Below are 23,355 nucleotides of genomic sequence, written 5' to 3'. Positions count from 1 at the left end.
GTTCAGTCTATCCTTTATGATCAAGGTAATAGTTCAGCTTGAAAACTCAAGCGACAGACTGCAAGCTCAGCCCGGCTGTCTGGCCAGTTGAAAACATTAGACAAAGAAGGATGTACTGATGGGTCGTTTAAACCAGCTTCTGATTCCTGCGGTTTTCGCTTCGCTGATCCTTCCCGCATTTGCTGACGAAACAGAGATCTCTGCTCCCTTTATCCCGCATAACCAAGACAGCCTGATCCCGACGGATCAGCGTGTGACGAAAAGCCTGACCTTTGCGCCACCTTCTGCTCGCATCATGCTGGAGCTGACTCCGTCACAACACACAGATGACCTTGAAACAAACCGCAGCTTCAAAGCTGAAGAGCTGTATGGTGAGTCCGACAGAGGCATGGCGCTGAAAGTCGGTGATGGGTTTGAGTTGGCACAACAGCCCGACTACCTGCTTGGCGATCTGAACTGGCAAGCAGAGGGTGACAATTTCCGTGCAACCATGGATATCAGCCTTTCCGAATATTCCATGGCTTTTCGTCTGGGGTTTGATCCCTTGGGTATTCCAGACAATCTGACCTTCTACCTGCACAGCCCAAACCATCCGCAGTTTCACTATGGGCCTTTCACAGCAGACAGCGTTCAAGAGCAGATGGCACAGTTTGAAGAAGATGCCGTTTTCTGGTCGCCGGTTATTGAGGGCGGCATTGCTCGAGTGGAGCTCTATACCGATTCTCCACTATCTCTCACTTCAGCAGACCTTGGCATACGCAGCGTTTCTGTCCTGCATGACTCGATATTCACCAAGGGTTTGAAGCGGCAGGAGGATGCTGGCAGTTCCGGCAGTTGCAATGTCAATATTGCATGTGACACCAGTAGCTTGCCGATTGCTGATACCACTGCAAAATATCTGTTTACATCTACTCGTGGTGTAACCGGCTTATGCACCGGCGCGCTGCTAAATGACACAATCGGCAGCCAGGAGCCATGGTTCATTACTGCCGACCACTGTGTCAGAAGCCACTATGAGATAGGCAATATGCAGCTCTACTGGTTTTTCCGCAGCAGAACCTGTGGTAGCTCCCTGCCCGGTACTGAAGTACAAACCACCACCGGTGGTGGTACACGCCTTTATAACAGCTACATGCAAGACACGACACTGATGCGCCTGAATCAGATGCCACCAACCACAGCACGTGCCGGCTGGAGAACGACTCCAGTTGCTGCCGACACACCTGTTCGAGGCATACACCACCCCAAAGGTGACTATCAAAAGATCAGCAAGGGAAACATTATCGCTGCAAGTGACTGGCCCCTTGGCATGAGAAGTGACACCCATTGGCAGGTTTTATGGAATAGCGGTGCCGTGGAGCCTGGTTCCAGTGGTTCCGGCCTTTTCAATAACAACAATGAACTCGTGGGTGTTCTGACTGGTGCAGTTCCCTACTGCGAAAACGTTCAGTATCCAGCCTACTACGGCCGCTTCGATAAAATGTACCCGGAACTCAAACGTTGGCTGGACCCTTCACCACTTCTGGCAGATTCCACCATCAGAGTCAGTGGCAAGGTCACCACTCAACTGCAGTTGCCTGCGCCGGTCTGTGGCCTGATGCTGATCAACGGACAGCATATGTTCACCTGTAATGGCGCTGGCGAGTATGAGTTGAATGTACCCACTGATCAGAATGGCGAGCTCAGCATCCTCTTCTTTGCCGATGGGTTTGCCCCATACAGCCAAACCATCAAGGCGACCACCAATCTGATAAAACAGAACGTTTTGCTGGTATCCGAGCAGCGCCCATCACCTTCGGTTCTGGTCGACAGCCTGACTGTCGCAGAAGACAATCAAGTCATGCTGACAGGTAGCCTCAGAGGTACGCAGAACGTTCCAGTATGTGGTCTGGTGTTAGCCAATGGCGAGCATGATTTCACCTGTGATGGACAGGGCCGCTTTGAGTTGACAGCTCCACTCTCAGCCGATGGCACCGTCTCAGTGTTCGGCTTTGTTGATGGTATGTCGCCCTTCCAGACAACACTTACTCCTCAATAAGTAACCAGAGTGGGCCGTCGTCCTTACGACAGCTCACTCTGATCTCACCTGAACAGAGCAGGTGATGTGAATCCATCCTGATTTTTTTCACGTATTCTGCAACATCACTACGCAGCAACGCGCAAAAGTGTCACACAACTACCCAACGAACAGACTCAGGAGATGCCATGCCTCTGATCCGTATACTCAGCTATGCAGGCCTGATTCCGTTCGTTGGGCTTGCCATGGCCTCACATCTACCCAACTACATGACCAGCAGTGAAACTCACTGGCTCTTCATGCTATACAGCTGTCTGATTCTTGGTTTCATGTCTGGCGTACTCTGGCCCGTGCTGTTCACGACCAAATCACCTCAGTACCTGGCACTCATAGCAGTCAGCTTTCCCGTTATCAGTTTTCTGAGCCTTGCGCTGTTACCACACATGGCGGTCCTGATTCAGGCGGTACTTTTTCTCGCCTTGAGACTGGTCGAATGGCTCTGTGGTATAGATAAACGCTATCCCAAAGGCTATCCCCTGTTGCGCTGGAAGCTGACCGCTATCGTATGCCTGACGCATCTTGTCGTATTGATCTGATACAGATCAAAATCGTTCAGCCCGGTAAGGTGCCATATCCACCTCTGGCGTTTCGCCATCGATCATCTGGCCGAGCAACTTACCTGTGATCGGTCCCATGGTGAATCCCTGGTGGCCATGGCCGAATCCCAGCCACAAGCCTGGCTGCCCTGGTGCCGGCCCTATCACGGGTTTCATGTCCGGTGTGCAGGGGCGACCACCCTTCCAGGGCTCAGCATCAAGCCGCTCCCCCAGTGGAAACAGCTGACGAGCCACAGCTTCGGCAGCAGCCAACTGCTGATAACGGGGTGACGACTCCTGCCCGGATAACTCCGCACCGGTCGTCAGCCGGATCCCTGCACGCATCGGCGCCATCAGATAACCCACCTCTGCATCCATGACCCAGTGATTCAATTTCGCTGCGCCTCGGCTACTGTAATGCATGTGATAACCACGTTTGACGAACAGCGGCACGGAGATCCCCTGAGTCGCCAGCCAGCTAGCAGACCACGGGCCCATTGCCATCACAACCAGCTCAGCTGACAGCGACTCACTATCAGTAGCTATCTGCCACTGCGGCCCCTGGCGCGACAACCCTTGAAGTGTTGCTTGCACAAAACGACCACCGCGCGCTACAAACCCCTCAGCATAGGCAGCTACAAGTGCGCCCGGATCAACCACCGTCCAGGGTTGTGTCCAATGGATAGCCCCAGCAAGCCCGGGAGCAAAATTTGGCTCGGCTTCAGCCAGTGCGGCACTATTAAGCACACGGTACTCTACACCGTAGTGATCGCGATCGCCCTCTGCTCGCCGACACTCGGCATCCATCGCCTTGGCCGTTCTGAATATCTCGAAATAGCCCTCCTTGCGAATCAAATCCTCAGCCTGAACCTGCTTGATCATTGATGCATGCGCATCCATCGAACGGATAATCAACGCTGCATAAGCAGGCACAATCTGCGCATAGCGTGATGGCGCTGAGTTCATCCAGTAACGAAATAGCGGCCCGGCTGCCTGTAACAGGCCACCTGGACGGTATCGGATATCCACCTGGCGATTGGGCAACACCCTCAATAACGTGGCAAGATCTCGCGGGAAAGGATAGGGACGGACCGCTTCGCGCTGAATAATTCCGGCATTACCAAAAGAGGTCTCACGCCCTGGCAACTGACGATCAACCAGTGTTACACGATAGCCCCTTTCCTGCAGATGCCAGGCGACAGAAACACCAACCATACCGGCACCCAATACGATCACTTCACGCGACATTTAAACCACTCCGCTCAACAGCATCATCACAATAAGGCTGGATTTAACTCACCACCATCATTTTGATTGCAAATAAAAATGCAAAAAAAGCAGGGACTAAACACAGAACTCTAATATCCTTTAAACCCTGATCACCTGACGTGGATGCAGGCAACAACTGTCTTAAAAACAGCATCCAAAAGCCCAACGCCAGCAAACCACAAAAAATCTCTATATTCCACAGAGTGCGAAACTCATTAACCATCGCATGTTGAGGATCACTTTGCCTATACAAGATCGGCAAGGTTTCCCCCTTGTCCCAGGTGCTGGTGTGCTGAAGCCTGAACACCGCTTGCTCAATAACTTGCCCTTTGGCTGTGGTAAAACGAACAACAGGTCTGGACGTTTTTCCTGAACTACCACCTTGCACGTCAACAATGACGCCTGTCGTCGGCAAGCTATCCGCTAATACGTCCAGGCGGCTATTCACTAGCCATAAGGTCAGACCACCAAAAAATAGCGCTATTAACAAGTAAATTACAGTGCGCATAGAAAATCCTTTAATGTTTCGCCTGAATGCCTTTCGGGGGGCTTTGAGTAGGCAGATCCGGGAACTGCGCCAGTAAGGTGTCGATCAACAGATACAGCGTTTTAAGTTCGTCCACGAAGTGCAAGCAGGGTTTGGCCTCGGTCAAGGGCACATCGATAGGCGGCTGTGGCAAAAAATTAGGTGTATCCAGCAACAGCAATAAGCTGGAACCAGTCAGGTTGCCTTTCATACCCTGAAACAACTGACGCAACTGATACAAGCGCTCCATCACTGCCGGGGTCAGCCAGCTTCTGGCTGAAATCTGATCGGTACTACTGACCACAAGCAGATCCGTAAACTCGCCTTTCTCAAGGTGTACTCTACTGGATCCGCTGACCGGATTTCTCATATTGATCACAGTAGTGCCTTCAAATGATCTGGGAAGCTCCAACATCAGTATCAACCCCATAAAAGTACGCTTATGCTTGTGGTTAAATAGCTTGGCGTTTACCAACTCCCACTGACAGCCACGATGTGAACCACAAAAGTAATCTTCTTGTTCCACTCTAGCGATGGCCAACCCTAAATCGAATGAGGTAGCCCCCTGCGGCAAACGACTCTTGAAGCGATCCGGCTCAATGTAGCCATATTGTTGGTACTTAATATCGCCAAAACTTTTTGCAAGAGCGGGTATGAAAGTGTGGCGAAAACGGTTGCTGAACCTCTCATAATCGTCAAGGTAGCTTTCTCGTATCACCAGTGAGGGCAAGGTGATAAGCATCACTGGTAGAGCCAGTACCCAGAACCTGAGCAGATCCCACATCGGAAAAAAAAGCAGGCTGACTACGAGATAAGCCAACAGCGCTGGTAGAACAACTTTCCGCAACACCCAGGCATTTCGGTTTATCTTCAGACGTAACTGCTCCAGCACCTGTAACTCATCGTTGAACGCCTGTCGTGACTTATCATCCAGGACATCGTCCAGTTGCTGCGAAGGCGCAAGTCTTGGCTTGCGTAACAGAGTGTGCCTGACGAAGGCAATAAGCTCTGCGCTGACCAGATGCAACAACATTGTCGTTTGCTTTACGTTAACTGAAAGTCTGTAAGGTGAACTTGCTTTATCTACCATGCTACTGCGCCGATCCATGGGGTTGCTGGGCAAAAGAACGACTGGCTTCCAGTCAGCTTAACTGTGTCAATTGAGAAATGCAGACGCATCAACAGGACGCGTTTCAGCAGGATCAGCCTGATAAAAGGGATAAGGCTGGACCCGCACCATCCTGGCCAACACAGTACCCGGAAAGATCTCGCAGCTGTTGCGCAATCGACGTACCGATGTGTTGTAGAAACGGCGGGCAGCCGCAATATTGGTTTCCACTTCCAGATAGGTATTCTGCGCATTAATCATGGGTTGAGCTGACGTCAGCTCCGGATAGGCCTCCACCTGAACCATAAAACGCCCCATGGCACGCTGCAGCTCATTTTCCAGCGCAAAGTGCGCGTCGGCATCCACTGCACTATGGCTGCGCTCGTATTTCTCCAGTGCTGAAACAGCCGCCGACCTGATTTTGGTTATCTCTTCAAGCAACTGCTGTTCATGTTGCATGAAACGTTTGGCAATGCTCAGCACATTCGGAATCAGATCGTGGCGTTTTTTCAACTGCACATCAATCCCCGACAAAGCATCCAATACTGCATTACGACGTGAAATAATCACCGCATACCAGACATACACTCCCACCAATAGAATCAGCGGCAATCCAAATACAATAAAATCCATCTTAAGCTCTCCAAAGCTATTTGAAACAGGGCTGCAAAGTGCAAAAAACCACTCTACCATGCTGCCTGAGCAGGGTCGGGAAAAGCATTATGGAAGCGACAAACGAAACAAGCGCTGAATATTAGCCAAAGAATGATCTGAACGGGAGGTTAGAGCCAGTTTTCAGGCAGATCTGCACCATCCATAGCAAATAAATCAACTGATTACATGCACGCACTTACTCGTATAAAGCAACGCATAGCACTCCCTTCACCCGTAACCTGGGCAAATGGATATTATATGGTTTTATTCACAGATTGACAGACTTCATGATCAGCACTATGTTTACTGCTCGAGCGCAAGGATGTGCTATGCCACTTACCAGCTTCCTACCTTTTGCAACCCACCCTGCAACCTTAGAGACAACTATAATGCGCATCAAAAGCATCTTTGTACTGCTGTTTTTAGTGGCGTTTTCACTTAAAGCATTTGCTCAGGATTATTACGTTGATATCACCAACCGCACGGGCTACACCATCATGTACATGTATATCAGCCCAGGTGTTTCCAAATCATGGGAAGAAGACGTCCTGGGCGACGAAGTCATCATCGATGGTGATGCGAGACGTGTCACGCTCACCGGTTATAACAGCCCGATCTTTGATATTCGGCTGGTTGATGAGGATGGTGACAGCTACACCTTCATGGCAGTGGATGTCACAACCTACGACATAGTTGTAACTATTGACGATTTAGATTGAGTCGACTGATCAGGGCCACTTCCAGGAATAACCATGGCTGAATTTGAACAACTGTTGATTGAAGATATTACCGAAGGCAGCGGTACCGAAGTCAAAAAAGGCGGTGCTTTGATCACCGCTCATTATCGTGGTTTCCTGGAAGATGGTACCGAATTTGACTCCTCCTATGAGAAGAGCCAGCCGTTTCAGACAATATTGAGCCACAAGAAGGTAATCGCCGCCTGGGTCGAAGGACTCAAAGGCATGAAGGCGGGTGGCAAACGCAAACTACTGGTGCCTGCTCATATGGGATATGGCGAGCGCGGCTTTGGCGACAAGATTCCTCCTGACTCGAACCTGATTTTTGAGATAGAACTACTGGAAGTGCTGAATCGCGAGTAGATGATGCACACTCGTGCTGTTTGCCAAGAGATAAGGGTAGTGCGGGAGACGTCCCAAGCCTACCTTTGGCTCAGAAACGAAAAAGGCCAACCTTTCAAAGTTGACCCAAGTCTTTGTAAAAATTGGTCGGGACGGCAGGATTTGAACCTGCGACCCCTTGCACCCCATGCAAGTGCGCTACCAGGCTGCGCTACGCCCCGACTTTCCCCGAGAAGATTGCTTTCTCAAGAGAGCCGAAATACTACATTAACTGATTGAGTCTGTGAAGCTTTCCAGACAGTTTTTTGCAAATATTCTGCCTGAGAGGGATCAGCTCAAGACCAGTGAGGAATGAAAAAAATCAGCTAAAGCCCAGATACAGATAACCCCGGCTGGCCGGGGTTATCTCATATTACTTTGCAGCCTTGAGGCACTTGAGAATATCTTCAAGCTCATTGATGGTCTGCCTGATCAACTGACGATAGCGTGCGGAGTCGTCACCGGCGTTATCACCACTGAGCCATTGTCTTGCCCCTGTGATGGTAAAACCCTGTTCGTAGAGCAAGCCTCTTATCTGTCTGATCAGCAACAGATCATTACGCTGATAATAGCGGCGATTGTTGCGTTTCACAGGCTTGATCTGATCGAACTCCTGCTCCCAGTACCGCAGAACATGCGGCTTCAGATCACAGAGTTTGGACGCTTCACCGATCGTGAAGTAGCGTTTACCGGGGATCGGCTCCAGATCAGGACTCTTCACTCCGGTTTCCGACATAGCTATCGACTCGCTCCTTCAGTTTCTGCCCAGGCCTGAACGTAACCACACGACGGGCAGAGATCGGCACCTCTTCACCGGTTTTGGGATTCCGACCCGGGCGCTGACGTTTGTCACGCAGATCGAAATTCCCAAACCCCGAGAGTTTGACTTGCTCGTTTGACGCCAGACAGTGGCGGATCTCATCAAAGAAAGATTCCACCATTTCTTTTGCTTCACGCTTGTTCAGACCAAGTTCTTCAAACAAACGCTCGGCCATTTCCGCTTTAGTCAAAGAGCTCATGACAATCACCCTGTCTTTATTCTCTTAACGATGCACCACAATGAGTCGTCAGTGCCGAAACTACCTCACTGACTGCGCTGTTTATTTCTTCATCATTAAGAGTGCGTGAAGGATGCTGCCAGGTCAAGCCCAAAGCAAGACTTTTTCTACCCTGTTCAATACCTTGGCCCTGATACAGATCAAATAATGTGACCTGGGTCAGGTATTCTCCAGCCGATTCCAGCACGACTTCACGGATCGCATCAAAGCTGATTTTCTGATCAACCAGCAGCGACAGGTCACGACGTGACTCAGGGAAGCGCGAAAGAGGCGCAAAACGGGGCAGTTTTCCACCTGTTACGGCAGCCAGTGACACCTCGAACAGATACACAGGGCCGTTAAGCTCCAGCTTGCTCAGCAGTTGTGGATGCAACGCACCGAGATAGCCAACGACCTGACCGTCTCGCTCGATACGCGCCGTCTGCCCCGGGTGAAGCGCAGGGTGCTGACCTGCCACAAAGGTGAACGCACCGGCATTGCCACCTAGCTTGAGGAGGCTTTCAACGTCTCCCTTGGCATCAAAGAAATCGATCTTGTCCTTGCTGCCTGTCCAGCCTTCAGGATCGCGCTGACCGGTCACAACACCGGCAATCACATCCTCCTGCAACAGACCATCTGCCAACTGAAGGAAACGCTGACCGCTTTCGAACATGCGCACACGTGACTGCTGACGGTTCTGGTTGTAGGCAACTGCCTTGACCAGACCCGGCCAGAGTGTTGTGCGCATAACTGCCATCTCGGCAGAGATAGGGTTAGCCAGAGCCAGAGGTTTATGCACAGGATCAAACAGTTCCGACAAACCCGGCTCTATGAAGCTGTAAGTGATCGCTTCCTGATAGCCACGGCTGATCAGATGGCGGCGCAGTGTCTTGATATTGACCCGTGCTTCCTCTATCGGAGGCAACGGTAACTGTGCAATCGGTGTACGTACCGGCAGGTTGTCATATCCGTAGACGCGTGCAATCTCTTCGATCAGATCCACCTCAAGGGTGATATCGAAACGATAGCTGGGCACCTTCACGGTCCACTCACGCTCGCCCGTGACATCAAGCTGCATGCCAAGGCGCGTCAGGATACCTTCAATTTCAGCGGCTGGCAGTTCAATCGCCAGCAGTGATGTCACGCGATCATGACGCAGACGCACCTGCGGCACAGCCGGCAGATCCGCTTCACTGACGGCTTCAATCACAGGACCCGGCTCACCACCGACAATATCCAGCAGCAGCGCTGTGGCACGCTCAATCGCTCTGCGCTGCTGCTGCCAGTCGACACCACGCTCAAAGCGGTGGGATGAATCCGTATGCAGGCCATAGTGGCGCGCGCGACCAACGATCGACAGCGGCTCGAAGAAGGCGCTCTCAAGGAAGATATCCACCGTTGTATCGGTCACGCTGGTCGGCTCGCCACCCATGATACCGGCCATCGCCACAGCACCATTGCCATCGGCAATCACCAATGTCTCGGCAGTCAGTTTGACCTCCTGACCATCCAGCAGGCGCAGTGCTTCACCCTCCACCGCCTGACGCACCCGGATACCACCTTCAAGCTTGCCCAGATCAAAGGCATGCATCGGCTGCCCCAGCTCCAGCAGAACATAGTTGGTGACATCCACGACCGGATCGATACTGCGAACACCAGAGCGGCGCAGCTTCTCCTGCATCCACAGAGGCGTACTGACACCCTGACGGATATTGCGGATCACGCGGCCAATATAGCGCGGGCAATCTTGTGGTGCCTGCAGCTCAATCGAGAAGCGATCATCAATTACCGGTGCCACGGCGGGTACTTCAACATCCTTGACCGGTACGCGGTTCAGCACACCCACTTCGCGCGCCATCCCGGTAATGCTCAGGCAGTCGCCACGGTTAGGTGTCAGATCTACGTCGATCAGATGATCATTCAGATCCAGGTACTCACGCAGATCCTTACCGACAGGTGCAGTGTCCGGCAGTTCCATGATACCGCCATGATCATCCGACAGACCCAGTTCATCTTCAGCACAGAGCATGCCGAAAGACTCAACCTGACGCAGCTTGGCGCGTTTGATTCTGAAATCACCCGGCAACTCTGCACCGACACGGGCATAAGCGGTTTTCAGACCAGCGCGGGCATTCGGCGCACCACACACCACCTGGTATTCGGCTTCACCATCGCTGACGGTACATACCTGCAGCTTATCGGCATTGGGGTGAGGCTCTGCCGTGAGAATCTCGGCGACCACGACACCGCTGAACTTTCCGGCGACCGCTTCGACATCGTCTACTTCGAGTCCGGCCAGACTGAGCTGATCGGCCAGCGCCTGGGTGCCTATTTCAGGCTGAACCAGTTCACGTAACCACTGTTCACTGAATTTCATGCTGTTGTCCTAAAATCTTGATTGATCGGCAAATGGCTGATGTTGGTCGGCTTAACGGAACTGGCCGAGAAAACGCAGATCGTTTTCAAAGAACAGACGCAGATCGTTAACGCCATAGCGGAGCATCGCCAGACGCTCAACGCCCATGCCAAAAGCAAAGCCTGTGTACTCTTCGGGATCGATACCCGAGTATTCAAATACTTTCGGATGCACCATGCCGCACCCCAGGACTTCCAGCCAGCGACCATCACCACGATCGATATCGACCTCAATCGATGGCTCCGTGAAGGGGAAGTAAGAGGGGCGAAAACGCACCTTCACATCCTCTTCAAAAAACTCACGCAGAAACTCTTCCAGCGTGCCTTTAAGATCGGCAAAACTGATATTCTTGTCGACCAGCAGCCCTTCTACCTGATGAAACATGGGCGAGTGGGTCTGGTCATAGTCGCAGCGGTAAACACGGCCCGGACAGATGATCCGGATCGGAGGCTGCTTGGTTTCCATGGTGCGTACCTGAACTGGTGAGGTGTGAGTACGCAACAGTGTATGGGCATCAAAATAAAACGTATCGTGCATTGCACGTGCCGGATGATGAGCCGGAATATTCAGCGCTTCGAAGTTGTGGTAATCATCCTCCACTTCGGGCCCTTCAGCGATGCTGAAACCGATGCTGGAGAAGAACTCCTCAATACGCTCCAGGGTGCGCGTGACGGGGTGCAGTCCACCCAGTTGCTGTCCACGACCCGGTAAAGTGACATCTACCTTTTCTGATGCAAGCTTGCTCGACAGTGCGTCAGCCTCAAGCTGTTCGCGGCGGGTATTAAGCTCTTGCTGCAGCGCTTCTTTTGCTTCATTGATTCTGGCACCGGCAGCGGGCCGCTCTTCGGCCGAGAGTTGTCCGAGCCCTTTGAGCAGCTGTGTCAGCTCCCCCTTCTTGCCCAGGTACTGTACGCGTACATCATCCAGTGCTTTCACACTGTCTGTATTTGCAACCGCCTGCTTGCCCTGTCTCAGGAGGTTTTCAAGATTTTCCATCTCCGGCTCCAAACAAAAAAATAGGGGAAGAGCTTGCACCCTTCCCCTATCTGATTCAATCAATTACCTACCAATAGGCGGGTGTGACTCAAGCAAGTGCAGCTTTGGCTTTTTCTACCACTGCTGCAAACGTAGCCTGCTGATGAACAGCCAGGTCAGCCAGTACTTTACGGTCGATTTCAATGTTGGCTTTTTTCAGGCCAGCAATGAAACGGCTGTAAGACAAGCCATTGATACGGGCTGCAGCGTTGATACGTGCAATCCAGAGCGCGCGGAACTGACGTTTACGTTGGCGACGGTCGCGATACGCATACTGACCAGCTTTGATGACCGCTTGCTTGGCTACACGGAATACACGACTGCGTGCACCATAATAACCTTTGGCCTGTTTCAGAATCTTCTTATGGCGACGACGCGCCACAACACCACGTTTTACGCGAGGCATAGCATTACCTTCCTAAATTAATCTCAATTCTTGAACAAAATGTCTTACAGAGTTGGCAGCATACGCTTGACCAGTTTCACATCAGAATCGTGAACCTGCATCATTGGGCGCAGTTGACGCTTACGCTTAGTAGACTTCTTGGTCAGAATGTGACTCTTAAAGGACTGCTTGTGCTTGATGCCATTGGCAGTTTTCTTGAAACGCTTTGCCGCACCGCGGACAGTTTTAATCTTAGGCATAACTTTCTCCACGCATTCGTTTAGTTGTAAGCCATACGAAGCATAAAAAGACCCTTGTGCCAGAAACCGTAGCTTCGGGCGCGAGGGTCTTTCATGTCGGTATGACTATTTCTTTTTCGGGGCGATCACCATGATCATCTGACGGCCTTCCATCTTTGGATGCTGCTCTACAGTGCCAAAATCAACGAGATCTGCTTCGATCCGTTTGAGCAACTGCATACCCAGCTCCTGATGTGCCATCTCGCGACCACGGAACCTCAAGGTTATTTTTGCCTTGTCCCCGCTTTCCAGGAAACGTATCAGGTTGCGCAGTTTCACCTGATAATCCCCATCTTCCGTCCCGGGACGGAATTTCACTTCCTTGACCTGCATCTGAGTCTGTTTTTTCTTAGCCTCATTTGCTTTCTTCTTCAGTTCATACTGATGCTTACCATAATCCATCACTTTACAAACGATGGGATCGGCATCAGAGATCTGAACCAGATCAAGTTCGGCCGCCTGAGCTAGCTCAAGCGCCTCTTCAATCGTTACTACACCAACCTGTGCACCATCGGCGCCAATCAATCGGCATTCGGTTGCACGGATATTCTCGTTGATTGGCGGTAGTGCTGCACGACCACCGCGTTTAGTTTCACGCCTGATAGTTGTATCTCCTGAGAGTTTTTATTCGCTGCGTCCTTTGCGTTCGACATCTGCCTTGAGTCTGGCTATCAGTTCGTCAACCTTAAGGACACCGAGATCTTCGCCTGTGCGAGTGCGCACAGCAACAGATCCAGATTCTACTTCTTTGTCACCCACTACCAGCAGGTAGGGGACTTTCTGTAAAGTGTGCTCGCGGATTTTAAAGCCGATCTTCTCGTTTCTCAAGTCCAGATGAGCACGGAAACCGACTTCTTCCAGTTTTTCTGCCACTTTTTCACAGAAACCAGCCTGCTTATCGGTAATATTCAGAACAGCAACCTGTACAGGCGCCAACCAGGTCGGCAACGCGCCAGCATAGTTTTCAATCAGAATACCGATAAAGCGCTCAAAAGAGCCCAGAATGGCACGATGCAGCATGACGGGAACTTCACGATCACCTGCTTCATTGACAAACTGCGCACCCAAACGACCGGGCATCGAAAAATCGACCTGTATAGTACCACACTGCCAGACACGACCGAGACAATCTTTTAAAGAAAATTCTATCTTGGGTCCGTAAAAAGCACCTTCACCCGGCAGCAGTTCCCATTCCAGCTCTGCTGCATCCAGCGCTTCGCTCAGCGCTGCCTCAGCTTTATCCCAGCTTTCATCCGAGCCGACACGTTTTTCTGGGCGAGTGGAGAGTTTGTACAGTATCTCGGTAAAACCGAAATCGGCATACACTTCATGCAGGAAGTTGATAAACGACGCGACTTCAGTCTGAATATCTTTTTCTGAACAGAAGATATGCGCATCATCCTGCACAAAGCCGCGCACACGCATCAGACCATGCAGCGCACCCGATGGCTCGTTGCGATGGCAGGAACCGAATTCAGCCAGACGCAACGGCAGATCGCGATAAGAGCGCAGCCCCTGATTGAACACCTGCACATGGCAAGGGCAGTTCATCGGCTTGATCGCATAGTCGCGGTGCTCGGAGTGAGTGGTGAACATCTCCTCGTGGAACTTGTCCCAGTGACCGGATTTCTCCCACAGGGTACGTTCAACCACCTGCGGTGTCTTGATCTCCTGATAGGCATGGCGACGCAGCTTGGTACGCATGTACTGCTCGATCTGCTGATACAGTATCCAGCCGTTGGGATGCCAGAACACCATGCCCGGTGCTTCTTCCTGCATATGGAACAGATGCAGTGCCTTACCCAGCTTACGGTGATCGCGCTTCTCGGCCTCCTCCAGACGGAACAGGTACTCTTTGAGATCCTTTTTGTCGCCCCAGGCAGTGCCATAGATACGCTGCAACATCTCGTTCTTGGAGTCACCGCGCCAGTAGGCACCTGCCACTTTCATCAATTTGAAGGCTTTGATATGGCCGGTTGCCGGCACATGCGGGCCACGGCACAGATCGATGAAATCACCCTGGCGGTAGAAGGACAGATCCTCATTACCGGGAATGTCGTTGATGATCTCAACCTTGTAACTCTCACCCATCTCCTCGAACAGCGCGATTGCTTCATCGCGGCTCATCACAGAGCGGGATACTGCCAGATTCTGCTTTGACAGCTCATTCATCTTCGCTTCGATCTTAATCAGATCTTCAGGCGTGAATGGGCGCTCGTAGGCAAAATCATAAAAAAAGCCATTTTCGATAACAGGACCGATCGTTACCTGCGCGCCGGGGAATAGCTCCTGAACGGCCATCGCCATCAAGTGTGCGCAGGAGTGACGGATAACATCCACCCCCTCTTCATCCCGAGCGGTGATGATGGACAGCTGCGCATCCTCGGTGATGGTGTAACTGGTATCCACCAGCGTGCCATTGACCTTACCGGCGAGAGCGGCTTTAGCCAACCCGGTGCCGATATCAGCAGCAACATCATGAACAGTCACGGAATTTTCGAAGCTGCGAGAGCTTCCGTCGGGAAGAGTAATAACGGGCATATCGAGTCCTTACCTTAGTGGTGGCCCCTACGTCAGGCCACATAAGCAATTAAATGCTGGAAATAAAAAAGCCGTACAAACCAGGTACGGCAGAGCAGAAATGATACCCAATCAACGCGACAAATACCAGTTGAAACCCGCTGTTCCCACCCTTTCTGAAGCACATGCAGGGCTGATGATTCATTAACCGGGTCTTCACTTACCTACTCTTTTTCCATGCTACTCTTATGTATGGAAGCGAACAGATAAACTGGGGCGCCCAATACATCACAGAACCACGAACGCTCTCACAAAGCCTAGTGACTGAAGAGAGCTTTATATGACAACAATTATTGACCCACTGAAAAACCAGCTACTGGCCGCGCTATCGGAAGAGGCACGGTTGCGGATACTCCCGAAACTGAAGTATGTTGAAATGCCGCTGGGTGAAGTGATCTATGAGTCCAGCCAAACAATTGAGTACATCTACTTCCCGGTCAACTGTATTATTTCACTACTTTATGTGATGCTGGATGGCGCTTCGGCCGAAATATCGGTTGTAGGCAAAGAGGGCATGGCAGGTGTCGCTGTGGTAATGGGTGGTGCGAGCACCCCGAATCGATTTGTTGTACAGAGCAAGGGCTTTGCCTATCGGATGACAACAACTGATCTGCAGGAGGAGTTCAATACCCATTCAGAAATACGCATTCTCACTCTGCGCTTTGCCCAGCTGCTTATCACTCAGATGTCGCAAACAGCCGTGTGCAACCGCCATCACTCTATTGATCAGCAGCTATGCCGATGGCTACTGCTGTCATTGGATCGCCTGGAAAGCGACGAACTCAATATGACTCAGGAGCTGATTGCCAACATGCTCGGTGTGCGGCGCGAGGGCGTCACTGAAGCAGCAGGCAAGCTGCAAAAGCTGGGTGCCATTCAGTATCAGCGTGGTCGTATCATCGTGCTGGATCGCCCTAAGCTCGAAAAACTCTGCTGCGAATGCTACGCCGTCGTCCGGGATGAAGCTGTTCGGCTAAAAGCCAGGAAAATATAGTTTTCGGATACCGGACACCAGAGCTGGCAGGGTTATGAACTGTACTGGGATCGGTTAAACTGTGCGTTATCTAAATAAAAAAATAACATACCGCCCATGCCTCAACTCAAGATCAGCACTCGTCTTATTCTGTTCATCTCCCTTCTGGTTCTGCTGCAGACGCTGGTCACTGGCGGTTTTGCCACACGCTATCTGAATAATTCGCTGCAGGAGCAGATGGGAATTCGGGCGTTGCATCTGGCGACAACGATTGCACAGATCCCGATGGTGCGTGAGGCAGTGGCCAATCGTGACAGTGCACCACTGAATCAATTTGTGGCCGAGTTGATGCAGATCAGCGATGTCGCGTTCGTATCGATCGGGGATCATCAGGGGATACGCCTGGCTCATCCGGTGCCGGACCGCATCGGCAATCCGATGCAGGGCGATGACAATGAACTGGCACTGGTATATGGCCAGCGTTATGTGTCTGAAGCCGTGGGCAGCCTGGGGCCGTCAATCCGTGGCAAGACGCCGGTATTCGGGGATGAAGGAGAGATCATCGGTGTGGTGTCGGTCGGGTATCTGACCGACAGTGTCCGCGAAACGGTGGCCAGTTATCGCAATGTACTGCTAAGTGTGTCCACGCTGATCCTGCTGATCTCAATCCTTGCAGCCATATGGATCGCCCGGCGCTTCAAGGCTGCGATCTATGGGCTGGAGCCGCATCAGATTGCACGCCTGTTTGAGGAGCGCAATGCCACACTGGAATCGGTCCGTGAAGGAATCATCGCCGTAAATGCCGATGGCGTGATCACCATCATGAACCGGGCGGCACTTGTCATCCTTGGCTTGCCACCCGACCAGTCTCAGATCGGCCGTCAGGTACGCGATGTGCTGCCTGAAAGCCGCCTGGCGGAGCTGCTGGTATCGGGCGAACCGGAATATGACCGCCCGATCATCCGTAACGGGGAGGAACTGGTGGCTAACCGCATTCCGATCCGCGATGGTGATCAGATCATCGGGGCGGTATCCAGCTTCAGGCGCAAGAATGAGATCGACCTGATCAGCCAGCAACTGACGCAGGTGCGCCAATATGCTGAAACACTGCGCAGTCAGACGCATGAGTATATGAACAAACTGCACACCATCTCCGGCCTGATCCAGATCGGCGCCAGTGATAAAGCGCTGGAGATGATCGGACAGGAAACACAGGAGCAGCAAAGCCTGATCCAACTCCTCACCCGCAGCGTTGCTGAGCCTGTATTGCTCGGCTGCATCCTGGGCAAGTATAACCGCGCTCAAGAGCTCGGTTTACGGCTGGAGATAGACCCCGAGAGCCATATGGAGGCCCTGCCGCCACATATTGTGCCGGAACAACTGGTCACCATCCTTGGCAATCTGCTTGATAACGCTTTTGATGCCAATCTGGAGAGCGGCCAGAAGCTGATTTCGCTGTCGATGACAGATCTCGGGCAGGATCTGGTATTTGAAGTGGAAGATCAGGGCCCCGGAATTCCGATCGCTGAGCGCAGCCGGATCTTTGAGCGAGGCTACAGCAGCAAGGCTGAGCATAATCCCGGCATTGGATTACAACTGGTCAGCGACACCGTCACCCGCCTCAGGGGGGAGATCACCGTCAGTGCTGGTGATGACTGCGGCACCCGTTTTACTGTTTATCTACCGAGGGAGTTAGGTCAGAGATGACACAGATACGTATCGTGATTGCGGAGGACGACCCGCAGATTGCCGAGATCCAGCACCGTTTCGTAAGCCGAATTCCCTTCTGCGAGGTAGTGGGTATCGCGCATTCCACACAGGATGCTGAGGAGATGGTCGAAGTGCTCAAGCCTCAGCTTCTGCTGCTGGATATCCAGTTCCCGCTCGGCAACGGTCTGGAACTGCTGCGCACGCTGCGCAGCCAACAAAGCGCGGTAGATGTGATCCTGATCACCGCAGCCAAAGAGGTGGATACACTGACCGAAGCGCTGCGTTATGGCGTGTTCGATTACATTCTTAAGCCACTGGTGTTTGATCGTCTGGAGAAAACGCTGGAGGCCTACCGCCAGCATCTGGACAAGTTGCAACGCTTGCAATCGCTGGATCAGCGTACGGTAGATGGGTTGATGCCCCGCAGCCATGGCGGTGGCAGTGATTCAACCCCTACCCTGCCGAAAGGGATCGATGGGCTGACGCTGGATAAGACCCGACACGTGTTTCAGTCAGAACCGGGCAGTTCACTGAGCGCTGAACAGGCAGGTGAGCAGGTCGGCACCAGCCGCACGACTGCAAGGCGCTATCTGGAGTATCTGGTTACGATCGGTGAGCTGGAGGCGGATGTAGCCTATGGATCGGTAGGACGCCCGGAGCGACGTTATCGCCTGAAAAAAAGTTAGCTGGCATAAAAAAAAAGCCTGCAGCAAGGCGCCACAGGCTATCAAAAAATAGTAATTTTATTGCGCTGAAAGTCAGTTATGCGCGAGCAGTACGTGCTTTCTGATAAAGCTTTTTCAGGCTTGGCGCGGTCAGTGACAACAGAGCAATAACCAACAGCCACAGGGAGATGGGTTTATCGATAAAGATAGACCAGTCACCACCTGATATCTGCAACGCACGGCGCATGGATTCTTCCATCAAGGCACCCAGTATCAGACCCAGTATCATCGGTGCAGCCGGGAAGCCATACAGACGCATTACCAGACCGATCAGACCGAACACCAGCAGCATCACCAGATCAAAGATGTTGAAGTTCATGCCATAGACACCCACCATGCAGAAGATCAGGATCATTGCCAGCAGCAGTGGCCGCGGGGCATCCAGAATCTTCGCGATCAGCGGGATAAACGGCAGGTTCAGCGCCAGCAGGAAGACGTTGCCGATATACATACTGGCGATCACCCCCCAGAACACATCCGGGCGCGTTTCCATCATCATCGGACCCGGCGTGACACCCATCACCAACAGTGCACCCAGCAGTACCGCCGTGGTACCGGAGCCAGGTACACCCAGGGTCAACAGCGGTACGAAGGAACCGCCACAGGCCGCATTGTTGGCAGCCTCAGGGGCAGCAACACCCTTGATATTACCTTTACCAAAGGTGTCACCATCTTTGGCAATACGTTTCTCCATACTGTAGCCGAGGAAGGAGCCAATTGTTGCACCAGCCCCAGGCAGTACACCGATAAAGAAGCCCAGCACCGAACTGCGTCCGACCGGCCCTGCGATCTCCTTCACCTCAGCTCCACTGAGTTTGAGTGAACCGATCGCCTTGCGCTTCTCGCCTTTGTTGTCATCACCACGCAGCAGCATCACGAACACTTCAGCCAGTGCGAACACACCCAAAGCCACCACCAGGAAGTCGATACCATCCAGCATATTGAGTGAGTTGAAAGTGTAACGCTCGGTACCTGTCTGCAGATCGATACCGACAATCGATACCATCATACCGAACACCGCCGCAATCAGCCCCTTGACCAGCGACTTGTCAGATAGGCTGACCACCGCGGTCAGACCGAGAATCATCAGAGCAAAATACTCCGGTGGACCAAAGCTGACTGCCACCTTCGACAAAAGCGGTGCGATCAACATCAAGCCGATAACCGAGATCGTGCCACCGACAAAGGATGCATAGGCAGCAATCGCCAGCGCTTTACCCGCCTTCCCCTGGCGTGCCATGGGGTAGCCATCAAACGAGGTGGCAACCGTGCCGGCAACACCTGGGGCGTTCAGCAGTATGGATGAAGTCGAGCCGCCAAAGATGGCACCATAGTAAACACCCGCCATCAGGATCAGACCGGAGGACGGATCCATGCTGAAGGTGATCGGAATCATCAGCGCCAGAGCAGAGATAGGCCCCAGACCCGGCAGCATACCGATGATGGTACCGGCAAACACACCAATGAATACGTAGAAGAGGTTGATCGGATCCAGCGCAATGCTGAAGCCATACATGAGACTGCTGAATGATTCAAACACAACTGACTCTCCGCATTAGATCAGAACGGCAGGATACCGGGGGGAAGATGCACACCCACGGCCCGCGTCATTACAAAATAGAGCGAGAGTACGATACCCAGGGTCGTGGCCAGATTGGTCAGCCAGGCCCGGTAACCGTAATAGATCGCCAGTAGAAACATCAACAAAGACGATGCAAGCACAAAACCCAGAGGCTCGATCAGGAAGGCATACGCCAGAACACCCACAGATGTGACCACGACTTGCATACGTGGACTGGTGAAGCTGAAGCCGACATGACCCTTATCCTCCACCTCTATCGTTTTCTCACCCGCTTTCTCGAAGAACAGAAAGATCGACAGAAGCAGAATGGCTGACCCCAGAGCCTTGGGAAAAGCATCGGAATCCACCGGACGAGGAATCGGGAAAGTCGGGATCTGAAAGGCCATCCACAAATAGACTATCGAAAAAAGTCCAAGGATAACTGCCAGCACTTGATTATGATTGATACGAGTCATAGTAACACCCGATGAATAAGCTTAATGAAAACCAGGGCCGACAGACAGACGAATGAGCTGTCGACCCTGACTCCATAGTCTCTGACCCTATACCTTAGTTGGCGAGTAGGCCCAGGTCACTCAGCACTGAGCTGAACAATTCATACTGCTCATCCAGGAACTTGCCAAACTCTTCACTGTTCTGATATGCGTCGTACCAGCCCAGGCGATCACGTGACTCTTTCCAGTTATCCGTTTCCTGCATGCGGGCAAACAGATCCTGATAATAGGTCACCGCTTCAGCCGACATACCTTTAGGACCCATCACACCACGCCAGATATCAAAGGTGTAATCGATGCCCTGCTCAACATAAGTTGGAACGTCCGCCAGTGGGCCATGAATACGCTCAGGGGATGAAACCGCCAGCGCACGCAACATGCCATCTTCGAGCTGTGCAGACGACTCACCAGCACCGGTGACGCCGGCAGCAATATGACCGCCACGCAGGTTGGTCATCACCTCACCACCACCCGAGAAGGCGATGTAGTTAACGCTGGCCGCATTCAGACCAGCAGCGCCAGCCGCACCGGCAACCGCGATGTGATCCATGGAACCGGCTGCTGAACCACCACCGATGCTCAGGGATGGGTTTTCTTTCATCGCATCAAACAGATCGTTGATAGTCTGATAAGGTGAATCAGCACGCACCAGTACGATGGAGTAATCTGTGATCAAACGCGCAATTGGTGTGAAATCATTGTGATCGAAACGTGAACGACCGGACAGCGGCACCAGAATGATCGGTGGGCTGGTGGCAAACAATTTGTGATCGTTCTTTTCATCACGTGCGATCTGAGCCCAGGCGACGGAACCGCCACCACCAGGAATATTGATCGCAGCAAAGTTGACCGGCGCCAGATCTTCTGCGCGAATCGTGTTGGCTGTGGTACGCACAAGCGTATCCCACCCACCACCTGGGTTGGCAGGAGCGATATATTCAACCGGTTTGGAGGGTGTCCAGTCTGCAAGGGCTGCAGAGGAGAGGCCGACAGCGGCGATGGAAAGCGTGAGAGCTGTCGCAGCAGAGCGCAGCGACCAGGTTTTTCTTGGCAACATTGAGGTGTTCTCCGTTTATTCACTTTATTATCGGAACACCTGCACTATATTCAGCACACTCACCCTGTGAAAAGTTTAAGCGCATAATGGGTTAAAAAGAGTATTTAAATCATTAAGTTCATATTGTTCACGGACAGGTTTCAATGCGTTCAAGTAGCTGACGGGTATAGAGAATATGCGTTCTTGCGGCGTCTCTTGCCACCTCCGGCTGGCGTTGCTGGATCGCTTTATGAATACGTGCATGCTGTTGCGCTATCCCTTCCGGATAGCGTCCATAGCGCCTGAGTGTCTGCGATAGCACACCGTAAATGGCGTTGAAATAGCGGTTATAGAACAACTGGCTGAAAGAGATAATCAGCAGATGATGGCTCGCCTCGGCAATCATCATATGAAACATCAGATCCGCCTTGGCCTTGGCCAGCGTCGATTCTCCCGCATTACGCTCTTGCATCCGGGCATACTCACTCGACAGCGCCTGTAACTGCTCATCCGTTGCACGGGTAGCTGCATAAAAGGCGGCTTCTGCCTCCAGAGTGGCACGTGCCTCCAATACCTGCAGTTGGAGCTCCCTATTCCCGCCAGAAGTCTCCAACGGCAGATTCAGATAGGGTTCCATCAGATTAACACAGCGACTGCGCCCGCCATGCTGTGTCTCTATCAGCCCTTCGAGCTCCAGCATCAGGACTGCTTCACGCACTGTGGCACGTGATACTTGCCATTGCCCGGCCAGCTTTCTCTGAGACGGGATCGCCTGGCCGGGAATATAAATCCCTGCGGCAATCGCCCCCCTCAGATCGGCTGCTACCCTCTCAACACTGGATTCTGCATTATCTGATACCTTATTTTTCACACTTGCCCTCCCTTGGTCAGACCAGTTATCAGTGTAGCATTTATTTTAGCCCCACCCTTGCTATGCTGATATCACTTCAACCTGACCAATGAATCACTCCGGGAAACCAGACAGTGAATGAAACCATAATAAATCAAACTACAGCAAAAGCGCCTGTCGTCGGCCTGTTCGTGACCTGCCTGGCCGATCTGTACAGACCTGAAATCGCCTTCGCCACTGTAAAACTGCTGGAACTTGCCGGCTGTAAAGTCGAGGTTCCCGAGCAGCAGACCTGCTGTGGCCAGCCCGCATTCAACAGCGGTGACCGCCAGACAACTGCCGATATAGCGCGCCAGACCATCGAAGCCTTTGACGGCTTTGAATATATCGTGGCGCCTTCAGGCTCCTGTATCGGCATGCTGCACCACTACCCCGAACTCTTTGAGCGCAACGACCCCTGGTTTGAACGGGCCATGTCACTCAAATCCCGCGCTTTCGAAATCACCCAGTTTCTGGTGGATGTGATCGACTTCACAGCCATTGAAAGCCGTTTCAGCGGACATGTGACCTATCATGACTCCTGTGCAGGGCTGCGCGAGCTCGGTGTCAAACAGCAACCGCGCACACTGCTGCAACAGTTGCCGGGGGTCAAACTGACCGAACTGGTAGACTCAGAAGTCTGTTGCGGTTTTGGTGGCACTTTCTGCGTCAAGTACCCTGATATTTCCAACCGCATGGTGTCGGATAAATCCACCAATATCGCCAATACCGGGGCTGACACCCTGCTCGGCGGAGATCTGGGCTGCCTGCTGAATATGGCAGGCAAACTCAAGCGCGAAGGGATCAGGGTCGATGTACGTCATGTGGTCGAACTGCTGGCCGACATGACCTCACAGCCGCCGCTTGCCTCATCATCCTATGATCTGGCCACCAAGGTATAAGGAG

24 protein-coding genes and 1 tRNA gene are annotated in these 23,355 nt (G+C 52.4%); 8 read left to right on the top strand and 17 right to left on the bottom strand.

Annotated elements, in window-relative coordinates:
* Nucleotides 1-118 precede the first annotated feature (118 nt).
* Together F7R27_RS10375 and F7R27_RS10370 are read left to right on the top strand one after the other, a co-directional pair.
* A complete protein-coding gene (locus F7R27_RS10375; RefSeq protein WP_151704195.1) occupies nucleotides 119-2,038 on the top strand; it encodes a trypsin-like serine peptidase in 1,920 nt (639 codons plus the stop codon).
* Between the two features lie 167 nt (nucleotides 2,039-2,205).
* Complete coding sequence (locus F7R27_RS10370; RefSeq protein ID WP_151704194.1) at nucleotides 2,206-2,613, top strand: DUF3429 domain-containing protein; 408 nt, start codon at nucleotides 2,206-2,208, stop codon at nucleotides 2,611-2,613.
* Between the two features lie 6 nt (nucleotides 2,614-2,619).
* Here the strand turns inward: F7R27_RS10370 and F7R27_RS10365 are convergent, their stop codons facing one another.
* From F7R27_RS10365 to F7R27_RS10350, 4 genes are all read right to left on the bottom strand, one after another.
* Complete coding sequence (locus F7R27_RS10365) at nucleotides 2,620-3,861, bottom strand: NAD(P)/FAD-dependent oxidoreductase (RefSeq protein ID WP_151704193.1); 1,242 nt, start codon at nucleotides 3,859-3,861, stop codon at nucleotides 2,620-2,622.
* Nucleotides 3,862-3,904: 43 nt separating this feature from the next.
* Complete coding sequence (locus tag F7R27_RS10360; RefSeq protein ID WP_151704192.1) at nucleotides 3,905-4,390, bottom strand: DUF3592 domain-containing protein; 486 nt, start codon at nucleotides 4,388-4,390, stop codon at nucleotides 3,905-3,907.
* A 10-nt stretch (nucleotides 4,391-4,400) separates the two neighbouring features.
* Nucleotides 4,401-5,441, bottom strand: coding sequence for a DUF3137 domain-containing protein (locus tag F7R27_RS10355; protein WP_168927478.1), 1,041 nt, complete (start codon nucleotides 5,439-5,441; stop codon nucleotides 4,401-4,403).
* A gap of 123 nt (nucleotides 5,442-5,564) precedes the next feature.
* A complete protein-coding gene (locus F7R27_RS10350) occupies nucleotides 5,565-6,149 on the bottom strand; it encodes a LemA family protein (RefSeq protein ID WP_151704190.1) in 585 nt (194 codons plus the stop codon).
* A 350-nt stretch (nucleotides 6,150-6,499) separates the two neighbouring features.
* Here F7R27_RS10350 and F7R27_RS10345 point away from each other — a divergent pair, with 350 nt between their 5' ends.
* Entirely contained in the window at nucleotides 6,500-6,889 is a 390-nt protein-coding gene (locus tag F7R27_RS10345) for a hypothetical protein (RefSeq protein ID WP_240776341.1), read from the top strand.
* A gap of 33 nt (nucleotides 6,890-6,922) precedes the next feature.
* Entirely contained in the window at nucleotides 6,923-7,270 is a 348-nt protein-coding gene (locus tag F7R27_RS10340; protein WP_151704189.1) for an FKBP-type peptidyl-prolyl cis-trans isomerase, read from the top strand.
* A gap of 123 nt (nucleotides 7,271-7,393) precedes the next feature.
* On the opposite strand, the gene F7R27_RS10335 is transcribed toward F7R27_RS10340, so the two are convergent.
* The 9 genes from F7R27_RS10335 to thrS form a co-directional block, all read right to left on the bottom strand.
* Nucleotides 7,394-7,470: transfer RNA gene (locus tag F7R27_RS10335), tRNA-Pro, on the bottom strand.
* A gap of 191 nt (nucleotides 7,471-7,661) precedes the next feature.
* The gene (locus F7R27_RS10330; RefSeq protein ID WP_151704188.1) at nucleotides 7,662-8,024 is read right to left on the bottom strand and encodes a MerR family transcriptional regulator; all 363 of its coding nucleotides are present in this window, start codon (nucleotides 8,022-8,024) and stop codon (nucleotides 7,662-7,664) included.
* Nucleotides 7,996-8,307 (bottom strand): integration host factor subunit alpha, encoded by a 312-nt coding sequence (gene ihfA, locus F7R27_RS10325; RefSeq protein ID WP_151704187.1) that lies wholly within the window; start codon nucleotides 8,305-8,307, stop codon nucleotides 7,996-7,998. The genes F7R27_RS10330 and ihfA overlap by 29 nt, the downstream gene beginning before the upstream one ends.
* Nucleotides 8,308-8,323: 16 nt before the next feature.
* Nucleotides 8,324-10,702, bottom strand: a complete 2,379-nt coding sequence (gene pheT / locus F7R27_RS10320; protein ID WP_151704186.1) for a phenylalanine--tRNA ligase subunit beta — start codon at nucleotides 10,700-10,702, stop codon at nucleotides 8,324-8,326.
* Between the two features lie 51 nt (nucleotides 10,703-10,753).
* Nucleotides 10,754-11,737, bottom strand: coding sequence for a phenylalanine--tRNA ligase subunit alpha (pheS, locus tag F7R27_RS10315; protein WP_151704185.1), 984 nt, complete (start codon nucleotides 11,735-11,737; stop codon nucleotides 10,754-10,756).
* An 88-nt stretch (nucleotides 11,738-11,825) separates the two neighbouring features.
* Nucleotides 11,826-12,182, bottom strand: a complete 357-nt coding sequence (gene rplT, locus F7R27_RS10310) for a 50S ribosomal protein L20 (protein ID WP_151704184.1) — start codon at nucleotides 12,180-12,182, stop codon at nucleotides 11,826-11,828.
* Nucleotides 12,183-12,226: 44 nt separating this feature from the next.
* On the bottom strand, nucleotides 12,227-12,421 hold the full coding sequence (gene rpmI, locus F7R27_RS10305) for a 50S ribosomal protein L35 (protein ID WP_151704183.1): 195 nt from the start codon (nucleotides 12,419-12,421) through the stop codon (nucleotides 12,227-12,229).
* Nucleotides 12,422-12,526: 105 nt separating this feature from the next.
* Entirely contained in the window at nucleotides 12,527-13,018 is a 492-nt protein-coding gene (infC, locus tag F7R27_RS10300) for a translation initiation factor IF-3 (protein WP_476739167.1), read from the bottom strand.
* Nucleotides 13,019-13,084: 66 nt separating this feature from the next.
* Nucleotides 13,085-15,001, bottom strand: coding sequence for a threonine--tRNA ligase (gene thrS, locus F7R27_RS10295; RefSeq protein ID WP_151704181.1), 1,917 nt, complete (start codon nucleotides 14,999-15,001; stop codon nucleotides 13,085-13,087).
* A 319-nt stretch (nucleotides 15,002-15,320) separates the two neighbouring features.
* On the opposite strand from thrS, the gene F7R27_RS10290 reads away from it, so the two are divergent.
* From F7R27_RS10290 to F7R27_RS10280, 3 genes are all read left to right on the top strand, one after another.
* Nucleotides 15,321-16,034, top strand: coding sequence for a Crp/Fnr family transcriptional regulator (locus F7R27_RS10290; RefSeq protein ID WP_151704180.1), 714 nt, complete (start codon nucleotides 15,321-15,323; stop codon nucleotides 16,032-16,034).
* A 96-nt stretch (nucleotides 16,035-16,130) separates the two neighbouring features.
* Nucleotides 16,131-17,720 carry an ATP-binding protein gene (locus tag F7R27_RS10285; RefSeq protein WP_151704179.1) on the top strand — a complete coding sequence of 530 codons (1,590 nt, stop codon included), beginning with the start codon at nucleotides 16,131-16,133 and terminating at the stop codon, nucleotides 17,718-17,720.
* Entirely contained in the window at nucleotides 17,717-18,409 is a 693-nt protein-coding gene (locus F7R27_RS10280; RefSeq protein ID WP_151704178.1) for a response regulator, read from the top strand. Before F7R27_RS10285 ends, F7R27_RS10280 begins: the two co-directional genes overlap by 4 nt.
* 76 nt (nucleotides 18,410-18,485) lie before the next feature.
* Here F7R27_RS10280 and F7R27_RS10275 read toward each other — a convergent pair whose 3' ends face one another.
* The 4 genes from F7R27_RS10275 to F7R27_RS10260 all read right to left on the bottom strand — a co-directional run bounded on the left by F7R27_RS10275 (nucleotide 18,486) and on the right by F7R27_RS10260 (nucleotide 22,431).
* Nucleotides 18,486-19,964, bottom strand: a complete 1,479-nt coding sequence (locus tag F7R27_RS10275) for a tripartite tricarboxylate transporter permease (RefSeq protein WP_151704465.1) — start codon at nucleotides 19,962-19,964, stop codon at nucleotides 18,486-18,488.
* 44 nt (nucleotides 19,965-20,008) lie between these two features.
* The gene (locus tag F7R27_RS10270; protein ID WP_151704177.1) at nucleotides 20,009-20,485 is read right to left on the bottom strand and encodes a tripartite tricarboxylate transporter TctB family protein; all 477 of its coding nucleotides are present in this window, start codon (nucleotides 20,483-20,485) and stop codon (nucleotides 20,009-20,011) included.
* 94 nt (nucleotides 20,486-20,579) lie between these two features.
* Complete coding sequence (locus F7R27_RS10265; RefSeq protein ID WP_151704176.1) at nucleotides 20,580-21,581, bottom strand: Bug family tripartite tricarboxylate transporter substrate binding protein; 1,002 nt, start codon at nucleotides 21,579-21,581, stop codon at nucleotides 20,580-20,582.
* Nucleotides 21,582-21,708: 127 nt separating this feature from the next.
* Nucleotides 21,709-22,431, bottom strand: coding sequence for a FadR/GntR family transcriptional regulator (locus F7R27_RS10260; RefSeq protein ID WP_151704175.1), 723 nt, complete (start codon nucleotides 22,429-22,431; stop codon nucleotides 21,709-21,711).
* 113 nt (nucleotides 22,432-22,544) lie between these two features.
* Between F7R27_RS10260 and F7R27_RS10255 the strand changes: the two genes are divergently transcribed.
* Nucleotides 22,545-23,351, top strand: coding sequence for a (Fe-S)-binding protein (locus tag F7R27_RS10255; RefSeq protein WP_206060469.1), 807 nt, complete (start codon nucleotides 22,545-22,547; stop codon nucleotides 23,349-23,351).
* Nucleotides 23,352-23,355: the final 4 nt, after the last annotated feature.

This window comes from Nitrincola alkalilacustris (assembly GCF_008973755.1).
Taxonomy (GTDB): domain Bacteria; phylum Pseudomonadota; class Gammaproteobacteria; order Pseudomonadales; family Balneatricaceae; genus Nitrincola; species Nitrincola alkalilacustris.
Note: the sequence above shows the minus strand (reverse complement) of the source record. Positions and strands in the feature narration are given on the sequence as shown.

Excerpts from the sequence above, each read along its gene's own strand:
- F7R27_RS10375 (WP_151704195.1), top strand. The coding sequence starts at position 119 with ATGGGTCGTTTAAACCAGCTTCTGATTCCTGCGGTTTTCGCTTCGCTG.
- F7R27_RS10370 (WP_151704194.1), top strand. The coding sequence starts at position 2,206 with ATGCCTCTGATCCGTATACTCAGCTATGCAGGCCTGATTCCGTTCGTT.
- F7R27_RS10365 (WP_151704193.1), bottom strand. The coding sequence starts at position 3,861 with ATGTCGCGTGAAGTGATCGTATTGGGTGCCGGTATGGTTGGTGTTTCT.
- F7R27_RS10360 (WP_151704192.1), bottom strand. The coding sequence starts at position 4,390 with ATGCGCACTGTAATTTACTTGTTAATAGCGCTATTTTTTGGTGGTCTG.
- F7R27_RS10355 (WP_168927478.1), bottom strand. The coding sequence starts at position 5,441 with ATGTTGTTGCATCTGGTCAGCGCAGAGCTTATTGCCTTCGTCAGGCAC.
- F7R27_RS10350 (WP_151704190.1), bottom strand. The coding sequence starts at position 6,149 with ATGGATTTTATTGTATTTGGATTGCCGCTGATTCTATTGGTGGGAGTG.
- F7R27_RS10345 (WP_240776341.1), top strand. The coding sequence starts at position 6,500 with ATGCCACTTACCAGCTTCCTACCTTTTGCAACCCACCCTGCAACCTTA.
- F7R27_RS10340 (WP_151704189.1), top strand. The coding sequence starts at position 6,923 with ATGGCTGAATTTGAACAACTGTTGATTGAAGATATTACCGAAGGCAGC.
- F7R27_RS10330 (WP_151704188.1), bottom strand. The coding sequence starts at position 8,024 with ATGTCGGAAACCGGAGTGAAGAGTCCTGATCTGGAGCCGATCCCCGGT.
- ihfA (WP_151704187.1), bottom strand. The coding sequence starts at position 8,307 with ATGAGCTCTTTGACTAAAGCGGAAATGGCCGAGCGTTTGTTTGAAGAA.
- pheT (WP_151704186.1), bottom strand. The coding sequence starts at position 10,702 with ATGAAATTCAGTGAACAGTGGTTACGTGAACTGGTTCAGCCTGAAATA.
- pheS (WP_151704185.1), bottom strand. The coding sequence starts at position 11,737 with ATGGAAAATCTTGAAAACCTCCTGAGACAGGGCAAGCAGGCGGTTGCA.
- rplT (WP_151704184.1), bottom strand. The coding sequence starts at position 12,182 with ATGCCTCGCGTAAAACGTGGTGTTGTGGCGCGTCGTCGCCATAAGAAG.
- rpmI (WP_151704183.1), bottom strand. The coding sequence starts at position 12,421 with ATGCCTAAGATTAAAACTGTCCGCGGTGCGGCAAAGCGTTTCAAGAAA.
- thrS (WP_151704181.1), bottom strand. The coding sequence starts at position 15,001 with ATGCCCGTTATTACTCTTCCCGACGGAAGCTCTCGCAGCTTCGAAAAT.
- F7R27_RS10290 (WP_151704180.1), top strand. The coding sequence starts at position 15,321 with ATGACAACAATTATTGACCCACTGAAAAACCAGCTACTGGCCGCGCTA.
- F7R27_RS10285 (WP_151704179.1), top strand. The coding sequence starts at position 16,131 with ATGCCTCAACTCAAGATCAGCACTCGTCTTATTCTGTTCATCTCCCTT.
- F7R27_RS10280 (WP_151704178.1), top strand. The coding sequence starts at position 17,717 with ATGACACAGATACGTATCGTGATTGCGGAGGACGACCCGCAGATTGCC.
- F7R27_RS10275 (WP_151704465.1), bottom strand. The coding sequence starts at position 19,964 with ATGTATGGCTTCAGCATTGCGCTGGATCCGATCAACCTCTTCTACGTA.
- F7R27_RS10270 (WP_151704177.1), bottom strand. The coding sequence starts at position 20,485 with ATGACTCGTATCAATCATAATCAAGTGCTGGCAGTTATCCTTGGACTT.
- F7R27_RS10265 (WP_151704176.1), bottom strand. The coding sequence starts at position 21,581 with ATGTTGCCAAGAAAAACCTGGTCGCTGCGCTCTGCTGCGACAGCTCTC.